Source organism: Massilia consociata (assembly GCF_042432755.1).
Classification (GTDB): domain Bacteria; phylum Pseudomonadota; class Gammaproteobacteria; order Burkholderiales; family Burkholderiaceae_D; genus Telluria; species Telluria consociata.
In genome coordinates this window covers 11,941-23,833 of record NZ_JBHLWP010000007.1, presented here as the reverse complement: position 1 = coordinate 23,833, position 11,893 = coordinate 11,941, and the positions used below count along the sequence as shown (strand labels likewise).

The following is an 11,893-nucleotide window of genomic DNA, read 5'->3' as shown; positions in this document are numbered from 1 at the left end:
GAGCCGCACCGCGGGAGAGCAGATCAGTGGTGCTTCATCACCGTACCCGGCGCCAGGCGGTACTGGGTGCCGCAGTACGGGCATTTCGCTTCGCCGTGGTGGTCGAAGTCGAGGAAGATGCGCGGGTGCGAGGACCACAGCGGCATGGCCGGATTCGGGCAATGCGCCGGCAGGTCCTTGGCCTCGAGCTCCACCACGGGCATCGTCTTTTGGTTCATCTGGTTCTCCGTCAAGCGAAAGTTGGACAAAGACACGATTCTACCGGATTCACCCTGCATACCGAAATGATCGGTAGAATATCAGGCTGATCACAATCGAGCCGACGCGCTTGCCGTTTCCTGTGCCAGCCCGCGTCGCCCCTTTACATGCGTTTCATGCCCGACCGTTTCAAGCCCGTCGCCGCATCTGCCCGTCGCGGCAGTTGCAGGAAAACCACATGAGCCAGGCCGAGCCGCCTGGCCGGCCCCATCCGGCCGCAACGGACATGCCCGAGGCGCACGACTCCGCTGCCTGGCGAGAGGGTTTCAAGACCGGCCTGCCCACCCTGTTCGGCATCGGCGCCTGGGGCCTGGTGGTGGGCATCGCGATGGTCAAGAGCGGGCTCACCGCCGCGCAGGCAGTGGGCATGACGTTGCTGGTGTTCGCCGGTTCCGCCCAGCTCGCGTCACTCCCACTGATCGCGGCCGCTGCCCCGATCTGGGTCATCTTCGCCACCGCGCTGGTGGTCAACCTGCGTTTCGTCATCTTCTCCGCGCTGCTCGGCCCGCATTTTTCGCACCTGCCCTGGAAGCAGCGCTTCCTGCTCGGTTATGTCTCGGGCGACCTGACCGTGGCGATGTTCCTGCAGCGCTATCCGACCGCCGAGCGCGTCGCCGGCAAGCTTTCGTACCTGAAGGGATTGATGTACCCGAACTGGTTTGCCTGGCAGGCCGGTTCGCTGGTCGGCATCTTCCTGGGCAGCGCCATTCCTTCCGAATGGGGGCTGGGCTTTGCCGGCACGCTGGCGATCCTTTGCATCATGGTCCCGCTGATCATCAACAATGCGGCGCTGTGCGGCGTGGTGGTGGCGCTCGCGGTCTCGGTGCTGGCCCACGGCCTGCCGTACAAGCTCGGCCTGCTGCTGGCCGTCGTGGTCGGCATGGCCACCGCGATGACGGTCGAAGAGACCTTCGCCAAGAGGAAGGTCAAGCATGGCTGACTGGGAAATCTGGGTCACCATCGGCGTGCTGTGCGTGGCCACCGCCGCCACCCGCAGTTCGTTCTGGCTGATCGGCCACCGGGTGACGATCCCGCCACGGGTGCAGGAGATGCTGCGCTATGCGCCCGCCTGCGCGCTCGCCGCCATCATCGGGCCCGACCTGTTGATCGATACGCAGGGCCAGGCCCAGCTGACGCTGGCCAATCCCAAGCTGCTCGCCGGCCTGGCGGCCCTGGCCTTCTACCTGTGGCGGCGCAGCATGCTGCTGACCATCCTGTTCGGGATGGGCGCCTTCACGCTACTGCGCCTTTTCGGCCCTTCCGCCTAGCCAAAGCCCGGCAAGGCTGCTGCGCCCCGCATGCAAATCGAGGGTGCCGCCGGTGGTCCGCACAGCTGCCGTTTGCAACGGTTTTTCGAGGTGCGCTCATGTACAATGACGTTTTTTCACTATTTCACTGTTGAAAAGCCAATGGACGACGTTCTCAGTTTCACCCGCTTGCAAGACCTGATCGACCGCGATGCGCTGCAGAACAAGCGCGTCTTTATCCGCGCCGACCTGAATGTACCGCAGGATGACGCTGGCAATATCACCGAAGACACCCGTATTCGCGCCTCCGTGCCGGCGATCCAGGCCGCAGTCAAGGCCGGCGCCGCCGTGATGGTCACCTCGCACCTGGGCCGTCCGACCGAGGGCGAGTTCAAGCCGGAAGACAGCCTGGCGCCGGTCGCCGCGCGCCTGTCCGAGCTGCTCGGCCAGCCGGTCGAACTCAAGCAGAACTGGGTCGATGGCGTGGATGTTGCGCCGGGCCAGGTCGTGTTGCTGGAAAACTGCCGCGTCAACAAGGGTGAAAAGAAGAACAACGATGAGCTGGCAGAGAAGATGGCCAAGCTGTGCGACGTCTATGTGAACGACGCCTTCGGCACCGCGCACCGTGCCGAAGCCACCACCCACGGCATCGCTAAATTCGCTCCCGTCGTCGCTGCCGGCCCGCTGCTGGCGGCCGAACTCGACGCGCTGGGCAAGGCCCTGGGCCAGCCGAAGCGTCCGCTGCTGGCCATCGTGGCCGGTTCGAAGGTGTCGACCAAGCTGTCGATCCTGCAGAGCCTGGCAGGCAAGGTGGACAACCTGATCGTCGGCGGCGGCATCGCCAACACCTTCATGAAGGCCGTCGGCCTGAACATCGGCAAGTCGCTGCACGAAGCCGACCTGCTTGGCGAAGCGAAGCAGATCATCGACATGATGGCCGCGCGTGGCGCCCAGGTGCCGATTCCCGTGGACGTGGTCTGCGCCAAGGAATTCAGCCCGAACGCCGCTGCGACGGTGAAAGACGTGGCGGACGTGCTTGATGACGACATGATCCTCGACATCGGCCCGAAGACCGCCGCCATGCTGGCCGAGCAGGTCGCCAAGGCCGGCACCATCGTCTGGAACGGACCGGTGGGCGTGTTCGAGTTCGACCAGTTCGCCGAAGGCACCAAGACGCTGGCCATGGCGATCGCCCAGTCGAATGGCTTCTCGATCGCCGGCGGTGGCGACACCCTGGCGGCGATTGCCAAGTACGACATCGGCGACCAGATCGGCTACATCTCGACCGGCGGTGGCGCCTTCCTCGAGTTCCTGGAAGGGAAAACCCTGCCGGCAGTCGAGATCCTGCTCCAGCGTAACGCCAAGTAATGTCAGCGCAGCCCCGGGGGCTGCGCTTCTCTTTCAGAACCAAGGATTTCACACCCATGCAAGCTGCGCGTCCCATGTACAACGCCACCAAGATCGTCGCTACCATCGGCCCGGCGTCGACCGACTTCGATATCCTCGTCAAAATGATCGGTGCCGGCGTCGATGTCGTGCGCCTGAACTTCTCGCACGGCAAGGCGCAGGACCACATCGACCGCGCTGCGCTGGTGCGCCGCGCTGCCGCCGAATGCGGCGTCGAGGTGGCGATCATGGCCGACATGCAGGGGCCGAAGATCCGCGTCGGCAAGTTTGAGCAAGGCAAGATCTTCCTGAACAATGGCGACAAGTTCATCCTGGATGCCAAATGGGGCGAGAACGGCGAGCTGGGCAACCAGGAACGTGTCGGCCTCGACTACAAGGCATTGCCGCGCGACGTCAGGCCGGGCGACAAGTTGCTGCTCAACGACGGCCTGATCGTGCTGATCGTCGACAAGGTCGTCGGCCACGAGATCTGCACCACCGTGAAGGTCGGCGGCGAGCTGTCGAACAACAAGGGCATCAACCGCATGGGCGGCGGCCTGACCGCGCCGGCCCTGACCTCAAAGGACATGGAAGACATCAAGACCGCGATGAGCTTCCAGGCCGACTACCTGGCCATTTCCTTCCCCAAGAACGCCACCGACATGGAAATGGCGCGCCAGCTGGCCAACATCGCCGGCGAACCCTACGGCCACAAGCCGATGATGATCGCCAAGATCGAGCGCGCCGAGGCGATTCCCGTGCTGCAGGAAATCCTGGACGCCTCGGACGGCATCATGGTCGCGCGCGGCGACCTGGCGGTCGAGGTGGGCAACGCGGCGGTACCGGCGCTGCAGAAGCGCATGATCAAGATGGCGCGCGCTTCCAACAAGCTGGCGATCACCGCGACCCAGATGATGGAGTCGATGATCGTCAACGCGGTGCCGACCCGCGCCGAAGTGTCGGACGTGGCCAACGCCGTGCTGGACGGCACCGACGCCGTGATGACCTCGGCCGAGACCGCATCGGGCAAGTACCCGGTCGAGACGGTCGAGATGATGGCCGCCATCTGCCTCGAGGCCGAACAATCCGAATACAACAAGCAGGACGCAGATTTCCTGAATGTCCAGTTCACCCGCATCGACCAGTCGATTGCCTACGGCACCCTGTTCACGGCGCACCACCTGAAGGTGAAGGCGATCGTGGCGCTGACCGAATCGGGCTCGACCGCGCTGTGGATGAGCCGCCACTCGATCGACACGCCGATCTTCGCACTGACCCCGCTGCAAACGACGCAGCGCAAGGCGTCGCTGTACCGGAACGTGCGAGCATTCCACCTTCTGCAGGAAGGGGGCAGCCACGCCGTACTGCGCAAGGCCGAAGAGGTCCTGATCCGCGAAGGCATGGTGCGCAAGGGCGACCTGATCGTCGTGACCTGGGGCTCACCGATGGGCCAGGCCGGCGGCACCAATGCGCTCAAAATCGTGCGCGTGGGCGAGCTGGACGAAATAGTTTCTTAATTGTTTGGAGTAATCAACCATGGCACTCGTATCGCTGCGTCAACTGCTGGACCACGCCGCCGAAAACGGCTACGGCCTGCCGGCTTTTAACGTCAACAACCTGGAACAGGTGCAGGCCATCATGGCCGCCGCCGACGCCACCAACAGCCCGGTCATCATGCAAGCCTCGGCCGGCGCCCGCAAGTATGCAGGCGAAGCCTTCCTGCGCCACCTGATCGACGCCGCCGTCGAAGCCTACCCGCACATCCCGGTCGTCATGCACCAGGACCATGGCCAGTCGCCGGCGGTCTGCATGGCCGCGATCCGTTCGGGCTTCAGCTCGGTGATGATGGACGGTTCGCTGGAGGCCGACGGCAAGAGCGTTGCTTCGTACGAATACAACGTGGAAGTCTCGCGTGAAGTCGTGAAGTTCGCGCACTCGATCGGCGTGACGGTGGAGGCCGAACTGGGCGTGCTCGGTTCGCTCGAAACGATGAAAGGCGACAAGGAAGACGGCCACGGCGCCGACGGCACCATGACCCGCGAGCAGCTGCTGACCGATGTGAACCAGGCCGCCGACTTCGTGGCCAAAACGCAATGCGACGCGCTGGCCATCGCCATCGGCACCTCGCACGGCGCCTATAAATTCACCCGCAAGCCGACCGGCGACATCCTGGCGATCGACCGCATCAAGGAAATCCACGCCCGTATCCCGAACACCCACCTGGTGATGCACGGCTCGTCGTCGGTGCCGCAGGAACTGCTGGCGATCATCCGCGAATTCGGCGGCGACATGAAAGAAACCTACGGCGTGCCGGTCGAAGAGATCCAGGAAGGCATCAAGCACGGTGTCCGCAAGATCAACATCGACACCGACATCCGCCTGGCCATGACCGCTGCGATCCGCAAGTACATGTTCCAGAACCCGTCGAAGTTCGACCCGCGCGACTACCTCAAGCCGGCGCGCGAAGCCGCCACCGAAATCTGCAAGGCGCGCTACCTGTCCTTCGGCTGCGAAGGCATGGCCGCCAAGATCAAGCCGATCCCGCTGGAGAAGATGGCCGAGCGCTACAAGGCGGGCGAGCTGGCGCAGATCGTGCAGTAAATCTGAAGTAGGGCTGTGCAGCGGATTTCAGTACGCTGCACAGCAGGACTCACGTATCAAGCTTTACCACCGCCTCTTATCAACGTCATCCCGGCGCAGGCCGGGATCCAATTTCGCCAGCACACCGACACCGTTACTGCACCAAATCACGGAGAAACCTGGGCACCGGCCTGCGCCGGTGCGACGGTCTTCAGTGGAGTAATGAGTGCATTCGAAGTCGGCCTTTACACAAAATTGGGCTCCCGCCTTCGCGGGAGCGACGGAGCAAGGGCCGGTGGTCTTTGCCGAATTGACGTAAAATTACGCACTGGCCCAGGCCACCCCCAGACCTGACCCATCGACCGGCACATTCCCCGGTCCCGTTTCCCTGATATCCCATCTATGAACAGCCTCTACCAATCCACCATCCAGTCCCTGCCACTGCTCGGCCGCGGCAAGGTACGCGACAACTACGCTGTCGGCGACGACAAGATCCTGATCGTCACCACCGACCGCCTGTCGGCCTTCGACGTGGTCATGAACGAGCCGATTCCCGGCAAGGGCATGGTGCTGAACCAGATGAGCGACTTCTGGTTCGAGAAGCTCGGCCACATCGTGCCGAACCACCTGACCGGCGTCGCGCCGGAATCGGTCGTCGCGCCCAGCGAAGTGGAGCAGGTGCGCGGCCGCGCGGTCGTGGCCAAGCGCCTCAAGCCGATCCTGGTCGAAGCCGTCGTACGCGGCTACATCATCGGCTCGGGCTGGAAGGATTATCAGGAAAGCGGCGCCGTCTGCGGCATCCAGCTGCCCGCCGGCCTGCGCCAGGCCGACAAGCTGCCGCAGCCGCTGTTCACCCCGGCCGCCAAGGCCGACATCGGCGAACACGACGAGAACATCTCCTTCGAAGAGATGGAAAACCGCATCGGCAAGGAGCTGGCCGCCAAGATGCGCGACATCAGCATCCAGCTGTACACCACCGCTGCCGAATACGCGGCCACGCGCGGCATCATCATCGCCGACACCAAGTTCGAATTCGGCCTGGACGACAACGGCACCCTGCACCTGATGGATGAAGTGCTGACCGCCGACTCGTCGCGCTTCTGGCCGGCCGACTCGTACGCGCCGGGCATGTCGCCGCCGTCGTTCGACAAGCAGTTCGTGCGCGACTACCTCGAGACCCTGACCGACTGGGGCAAGACCGCGCCGGCGCCAAGCCTGCCGCAAGACGTCATCGAGAAGACCCAGGCCAAGTATTTCGAAGCCATCGAACGCCTCACCGGCGAGAAGCTGAAGGCGTAAGCAGATGAGTGAACAAGCAAAACCTCTCGTTGGCGTGATCATGGGTTCGTCCTCGGACTGGGACGTGATGAAGAATGCGGTCGACGTGCTGAAGCAGTTCGGCGTGCCCTTCGAAGCGCAGGTGATCTCGGCGCACCGCATGCCGGACGAGATGTTCACCTATGCCCAGACCGCACGCGAGCGCGGCCTGCGCGCGATCATCGCCGGGGCGGGGGGCGCCGCCCACCTGCCGGGCATGGTGGCCGCCAAGACCATCGTGCCGGTGCTCGGCGTGCCGGTGCCTTCGAAGTACCTGCGCGGCGAGGATTCGCTGCTGTCGATCGTGCAGATGCCGAAAGGCGTGCCGGTGTCGACCTTCGCCATCGGCGAGGCCGGCGCCGCCAATGCCGCCCTGACCGCGGTGGCGATCCTGGCTGCCACGGACGAGGCGCTGGCGCAGAAGCTGCTGGCCTTCCGCCGTGAACAGACCGCGGCCGCCCAGGCCATGACCCTTCCCGTCTGATGCAGCATGAGTGATTCCGCAGTCAAGCAAGTATCTCTGCCCACCGCCAATCCCTCGGCCTGGCTCGGCGTGATGGGCGGCGGCCAGCTCGGCCGCATGTTCGCCCACGCCGCCCAGGCGATGGGCTACAAGGTCGCCGTGCTCGAACCTGGCAAGGACTGCCCGGCCGGGCAGGTCGCCGAGCGCCTGATCACGGCGAGCTATACCGACCCCGCGGGCCTGGCCGAACTGGCGCAGACCTGCGTGGCCGTCACCACCGAATTCGAGAACGTCCCGGCCGACAGCATGGCTTGGCTGGGCGAGCGCAGCTTCGTGGCACCAAGCGCGTCCTGCGTGTCGATCGCGCAGGACCGCATCGCGGAGAAGCGCTTCTTCGTGGAGTGCGCACCGCGCTCCGGCGTGATGCCGGCGCCGCACAAGACCATCGCTTCGCACGCCGACATCGACGCCATCGACGACGGCCTGCTGCCGGGCATCCTGAAGACCGTGCGCATGGGCTACGACGGCAAGGGCCAGGTGCGCGTGCGTACCCGCGAGGACGTGCGCGCCGCGTTCGACGCGATGAACGGCGTGACCTGCCTGCTGGAGAAGATGCTGCCGCTGGCCTATGAAGTGTCGGTGCTGACCGCACGCGGCCATGACGGCGTCTCGGTGGTGTACCCGATCGCCGAGAACGTGCACCGCGACGGCATCCTGTTCACGACCACCGTGCCGGGGCCGAACGTTTCTGAAGCCTGCGCGAAGCAGGCGCAGGATGCGGCGCGCGCGATCGTGGACCAGCTGGGCTACGTCGGCGTGCTGTGCATCGAATTCTTCGTCCTGCAGGACGGCACCCTGGTCGTTAACGAGATGGCGCCGCGCCCGCACAACAGCGGCCACTACACCATCGATGCCTGCGTCACCAGCCAGTTTGCGCAGCAGGTGCGCGCGATGGCGCGCTTGCCGCTGGGCGACGTGCGCCAGCATTCGCCGGCCGTGATGCTCAACATCCTGGGTGATGTCTGGTTCGAGGGCGGCAGTGACGTGCCGCGTGAACCGGCATGGGACCGCGTGCTGGCGCTGCCGGGCGCGAACCTGCACCTGTACGGCAAGGACGACCCGCGCCGCGCGCGCAAGATGGGCCACGTCACGTTTGTTGCGCCCACGCTCGCCGAAGCACAGGCCAGCCTGCGCGAAGCCTGTACGATCCTGGGCATTCCGGAGTGAGCATGGACAAGCAGGACCTCGACCAGGCCGCCATCGACGCGGCCGCAAGCGCGCTGGAAAGCGGCGCGCTGGTCGCCTTCCCGACCGAGACCGTGTACGGCCTTGGCGCCGACGCCGAGAACCCGGCGGCGGTTGCGGCCATCTATGCCGCCAAGGGCCGCCCGCAGGACCACCCGGTCATCGTGCACCTCGCGCCCGAAGCGCCGCTCGACTACTGGGCGGCCGGCATCCCGCGCGAAGCCCGGGCGCTGGCCGATGCCTTCTGGCCCGGTCCGCTGACCATGATCCTGAAACGCGCGCCGCATATCCCGGACGCGGTCAGCGGCGGCCAGGACACGGTCGGCCTGCGCTGCCCCTCGCATCCGGTGGCGATCGCGCTGCTGCGCGCCTTCAAGGGCGGCAAGGGCGGCGTCGCGGCGCCTTCGGCCAACAAGTTCGGGGCCGTCAGCCCGACCCTGGCCCAGCACGTGCGCGACGAGTTCGGCCAGGACGGCACGGTGGCCATGGTGCTCGACGGCGGAGCCTCCCAGGTCGGCATCGAATCGACGATCGTCGACCTGTCGCGCCTGGCGACGCACGGCCCGGTGTTGCTGCGCCCGGGCCACATCAGCGCCGACGCCATCGCCGCGGTGATCGACCAGGCGCCGGCTGCGCCCGACATCGCCGCCCCGCGCGCTTCCGGTACGCTCGAGTCGCATTACGCCCCGCACACGCCGGTGGCCATGCAGGACAGCGCCACCTTGCGCCAGACGCTGGCGCAACTGGCGGGGGCAGGGCGCACAGTGGCGCTCATCCATTACTCGGATGTACCGCTCACCGACAAGCCGGCAACCCACGCCGCGCTGCGCCTGCCGGCCACCCCGGACGGTTTTGCACATGCCTTGTACGCGGCCCTGCGCGCCATGGATGGCCACGGCGCCGACGTGATCCTGGTCGAAGCGCCACCCTCGGGAGGCGCCTGGCTGGGGGTGAACGACCGCCTGCGCCGCGCGGCCCACGGCTCGACCGGCATCGTGCACGGCCTGCTCAACCGCGAACCACTCCCCTGAGCATGCGGCCCGGGCAGAACGCCTGTCTTAAGGGGCGTTCTGCCACATTTCAGTGCTAAAAAACCACTTCTTTCCGGCATGATCGCGGGGCTATAATCGCCTCCCGGTCATGTTGCTTTTGTGACCAAGAACTGACGAATAAGCAACTATTTTCCTATACAAGCAAGTTGAACACTGGCATATTATTCGGACACGAATAGTACGGCCGTTCGCCTCAGAATAATTCCAACTCAGGAGACATAATGCGTCAAACCAAACTCGCGCTCGCGCTGTTGACGGCGGCCGTACTGGCTGCGTGCGGCGGAACCAGCCCAGGCGGCGGCGACCAAACGCAGAAGCTGACGTTCACCCAACAGGTATCGTTCGGCGACAGCCTGTCCGACGTCGGGACCTACGCCGTGGGTGCGGTCAAGACCGCTGGCGGCGGCAAGTACACCATCAATGGCGACGGCACCTCGAAAAGCCCCGACCTGAACGGCAAGGTCTGGGTGGAATTCCTGGCGGCCGAGCTGAAGCTGCCGGCGCCCTGCGCCGCCCAGACCGGGCTGGCGGGCGACGCCGCACTGGGCTTTTCCATCCCGGTGGCCCAGCACCTCAACTGCTTCAACTACGCCCAGGGCGGCTCGCGCGTGACCAATCCGGTCGGGCCGGGCAACCCGGCCACCGGCTCGTCGATCGGCCAAACCACCTTGCCGCTCGTCGCCCAGATCGCCAACCACCTGTCCCGCACGGGCAACAAGTTCAGCGGCACCGAGCTGGTCACCGTCCTGTCGGGCGGTAACGACGTGCTGATGGCGTTGAGCACCATGCAGGCCCAGGCCACCGCCGCCGGCAATACCGCCGGCGCCCAGACCTTCGCGACTTCGCTGGCAATGCAGCTGGCCGCCGGCGCCAGCAATCCGCAGGCGGCCGCCCAGGCAATTGGCGCGGCGATCGCGGCCGAGAGCGCACGTCCTGGAAATACCAGCCAGACCATCGTCGCCGCCGCAGTCGGTGCCGCCGCGACCCAGCCGGGCAATGCCGCCGTCGCCCAGGCGTCGGTGTACGGCCCGATGGTCGCCAAGGCCCAGGCCGATGCGACTGCCGCCGGCGCCAAGGCCGGCGCCGACTATGCCGCCGCCAACGGCCCGAAGCTGGTGCAGGAGCTGGGCACCGCCGGTGCGCAGATGGCGGCGCTGGTGAAGAACGAGATCGTCGGCAAGGGCGCCAAGTACGTCGTGGTCGCCAACCTGCCGGACGTGGCCAGTGCCCCGGCCGCCAAGTCGCGCACCGCCGACATCCAGCAACTGATCGCCGCCATGGTCAATGCCTTCAATACCCAGCTGAAGTCCGGCCTGGGCGCCGACGACGCGCGCATCCTGTACGTCGACCTGTACACCGTCAGCAACGACCAGGTGAAGAATCCGGCGCCGTACGGCCTGACCAATACCACGAGCCCGGCATGCGGCCCGAACCCGCTCGGCACCACGTCCCTGATCTGCACTCCGTCCAACACGATCGCCGGTGATGTCAGCCGCTACATGTTCGCGGACGACATTCACCCGACGCCGTTCGAGAACAACCTGGTGGCGCGCTACGTCCTCAAGGAAATGGCCGTCAAGGGCTGGCTGTAAACGTCACGCTGCAAGACGCGAGGGGCCCGTCCTGGAGGGGCGGGCCTTCATCAAAAATCAGGAGAAAAGATGAAAGTACGTTTTCATAGTGTCGCCAAGGTGCTGGCCGTCGCTGCCGCGCTGGCCTGCGCCTCGACGGCATCGGCCCAGTCGGCTGGTCAGTTCACCGCCAAGTTCGGGCTCAACCAGCTGACCCCGAAGGTCGAGAGCGGCGACATCAGCGCGCCGGCCCTGCCGGGCACCAAGGCCGACGTCGGCAAGGACATCCAGCCGGTGCTGGTCTTCGCCTACGGACTGACCGACAACATCTCGCTCGAAACCTGCCTGGGCACGCCTTACAAGCACAAGATCTATGGCGCGGGCGCGATCGCCGGCACCGGCGAGCTGGGTTCGGTCGAGGCGCTGCCGCCGACCGTGTTTGCGCAGTACCGCTTCGGCGCTCCGAGCGCGACCTTCCGCCCCTTCGTCGGCATCGGCGCAACCTACGCCTATTTCATGAAAGAGCGTGGTTCGGCCAGGATGACCGCGATCACCAACCCGGGCAGCGGCGTCCCGACGACCTTCAGCATCGACAACAAGTTCACGTACACCGGCCAGATCGGCTGGCCGTGAACTTCACCGAGAAGTGGTTCGCCGACGTCACCGTCAACAAGAGCCGCCTGCGCACCGACGTGAACTTCTCGACCGGCCAGAAGCAGCACATGAAGCTGGACCCGGTGGCCGTGGTGCTGGCGGTCGGCTACAAGTTCTAAG

The 11,893-nt window shown here is 65.6% G+C and carries 13 protein-coding genes; 12 read left to right on the top strand and 1 reads right to left on the bottom strand.

Annotated elements, in window-relative coordinates:
* Positions 1–23: 23 nt before the first annotated feature.
* Complete coding sequence (locus ACFFJK_RS06205) at positions 24–218, bottom strand: zinc-finger domain-containing protein (protein WP_379678303.1); 195 nt, start codon at positions 216–218, stop codon at positions 24–26.
* Between the two features lie 218 nt (positions 219–436).
* On the opposite strand from ACFFJK_RS06205, the gene ACFFJK_RS06200 reads away from it, so the two are divergent.
* The 12 genes from ACFFJK_RS06200 to ACFFJK_RS06145 all read left to right on the top strand — a co-directional run bounded on the left by ACFFJK_RS06200 (position 437) and on the right by ACFFJK_RS06145 (position 11,892).
* Positions 437–1,198 (top strand): AzlC family ABC transporter permease, encoded by a 762-nt coding sequence (locus ACFFJK_RS06200; protein WP_379678301.1) that lies wholly within the window; start codon positions 437–439, stop codon positions 1,196–1,198.
* Positions 1,191–1,526, top strand: coding sequence for a branched-chain amino acid transport AzlD family protein (locus tag ACFFJK_RS06195; RefSeq protein ID WP_379678300.1), 336 nt, complete (start codon positions 1,191–1,193; stop codon positions 1,524–1,526). The genes ACFFJK_RS06200 and ACFFJK_RS06195 overlap by 8 nt, the downstream gene beginning before the upstream one ends.
* 141 nt (positions 1,527–1,667) lie before the next feature.
* The gene (locus ACFFJK_RS06190) at positions 1,668–2,873 is read left to right on the top strand and encodes a phosphoglycerate kinase (protein ID WP_379678299.1); all 1,206 of its coding nucleotides are present in this window, start codon (positions 1,668–1,670) and stop codon (positions 2,871–2,873) included.
* A 74-nt stretch (positions 2,874–2,947) separates the two neighbouring features.
* The gene (gene pyk / locus ACFFJK_RS06185) at positions 2,948–4,408 is read left to right on the top strand and encodes a pyruvate kinase (protein WP_379678377.1); all 1,461 of its coding nucleotides are present in this window, start codon (positions 2,948–2,950) and stop codon (positions 4,406–4,408) included.
* Positions 4,409–4,427: 19 nt separating this feature from the next.
* Positions 4,428–5,492, top strand: a complete 1,065-nt coding sequence (fba, locus tag ACFFJK_RS06180; RefSeq protein WP_379678296.1) for a class II fructose-bisphosphate aldolase — start codon at positions 4,428–4,430, stop codon at positions 5,490–5,492.
* A gap of 381 nt (positions 5,493–5,873) precedes the next feature.
* Positions 5,874–6,770: a phosphoribosylaminoimidazolesuccinocarboxamide synthase gene (locus tag ACFFJK_RS06175; protein WP_379678295.1), complete on the top strand. Its 897-nt coding sequence runs from the start codon at positions 5,874–5,876 to the stop codon at positions 6,768–6,770.
* Positions 6,771–6,774: 4 nt separating this feature from the next.
* Positions 6,775–7,272 carry a 5-(carboxyamino)imidazole ribonucleotide mutase gene (purE, locus tag ACFFJK_RS06170; protein WP_379678294.1) on the top strand — a complete coding sequence of 166 codons (498 nt, stop codon included), beginning with the start codon at positions 6,775–6,777 and terminating at the stop codon, positions 7,270–7,272.
* Between the two features lie 6 nt (positions 7,273–7,278).
* Positions 7,279–8,478: a 5-(carboxyamino)imidazole ribonucleotide synthase gene (locus tag ACFFJK_RS06165; protein WP_379678293.1), complete on the top strand. Its 1,200-nt coding sequence runs from the start codon at positions 7,279–7,281 to the stop codon at positions 8,476–8,478.
* Positions 8,479–8,480: 2 nt separating this feature from the next.
* Positions 8,481–9,527: an L-threonylcarbamoyladenylate synthase gene (locus ACFFJK_RS06160; protein ID WP_379678292.1), complete on the top strand. Its 1,047-nt coding sequence runs from the start codon at positions 8,481–8,483 to the stop codon at positions 9,525–9,527.
* A gap of 242 nt (positions 9,528–9,769) precedes the next feature.
* Positions 9,770–11,140, top strand: coding sequence for an SGNH/GDSL hydrolase family protein (locus ACFFJK_RS06155; protein ID WP_379678291.1), 1,371 nt, complete (start codon positions 9,770–9,772; stop codon positions 11,138–11,140).
* A gap of 69 nt (positions 11,141–11,209) precedes the next feature.
* Entirely contained in the window at positions 11,210–11,752 is a 543-nt protein-coding gene (locus tag ACFFJK_RS06150) for an OmpW/AlkL family protein (protein WP_379678289.1), read from the top strand.
* Positions 11,749–11,892: a hypothetical protein gene (locus ACFFJK_RS06145; RefSeq protein WP_379678288.1), complete on the top strand. Its 144-nt coding sequence runs from the start codon at positions 11,749–11,751 to the stop codon at positions 11,890–11,892. Before ACFFJK_RS06150 ends, ACFFJK_RS06145 begins: the two co-directional genes overlap by 4 nt.
* The last annotated feature ends 1 nt before the right edge of the window (position 11,893 follow it).

What these genes read in the sequence shown, in the direction of transcription:
- ACFFJK_RS06205 (WP_379678303.1), bottom strand. Translation starts at nt 218, where the DNA reads ATGAACCAAAAGACGATGCCCGTGGTGGAGCTCGAGGCCAAGGACCTG.
- ACFFJK_RS06200 (WP_379678301.1), top strand. Translation starts at nt 437, where the DNA reads ATGAGCCAGGCCGAGCCGCCTGGCCGGCCCCATCCGGCCGCAACGGAC.
- ACFFJK_RS06195 (WP_379678300.1), top strand. Translation starts at nt 1,191, where the DNA reads ATGGCTGACTGGGAAATCTGGGTCACCATCGGCGTGCTGTGCGTGGCC.
- ACFFJK_RS06190 (WP_379678299.1), top strand. Translation starts at nt 1,668, where the DNA reads ATGGACGACGTTCTCAGTTTCACCCGCTTGCAAGACCTGATCGACCGC.
- pyk (WP_379678377.1), top strand. Translation starts at nt 2,948, where the DNA reads ATGTACAACGCCACCAAGATCGTCGCTACCATCGGCCCGGCGTCGACC.
- fba (WP_379678296.1), top strand. Translation starts at nt 4,428, where the DNA reads ATGGCACTCGTATCGCTGCGTCAACTGCTGGACCACGCCGCCGAAAAC.
- ACFFJK_RS06175 (WP_379678295.1), top strand. Translation starts at nt 5,874, where the DNA reads ATGAACAGCCTCTACCAATCCACCATCCAGTCCCTGCCACTGCTCGGC.
- purE (WP_379678294.1), top strand. Translation starts at nt 6,775, where the DNA reads ATGAGTGAACAAGCAAAACCTCTCGTTGGCGTGATCATGGGTTCGTCC.
- ACFFJK_RS06165 (WP_379678293.1), top strand. Translation starts at nt 7,279, where the DNA reads ATGAGTGATTCCGCAGTCAAGCAAGTATCTCTGCCCACCGCCAATCCC.
- ACFFJK_RS06160 (WP_379678292.1), top strand. Translation starts at nt 8,481, where the DNA reads ATGGACAAGCAGGACCTCGACCAGGCCGCCATCGACGCGGCCGCAAGC.
- ACFFJK_RS06155 (WP_379678291.1), top strand. Translation starts at nt 9,770, where the DNA reads ATGCGTCAAACCAAACTCGCGCTCGCGCTGTTGACGGCGGCCGTACTG.
- ACFFJK_RS06150 (WP_379678289.1), top strand. Translation starts at nt 11,210, where the DNA reads ATGAAAGTACGTTTTCATAGTGTCGCCAAGGTGCTGGCCGTCGCTGCC.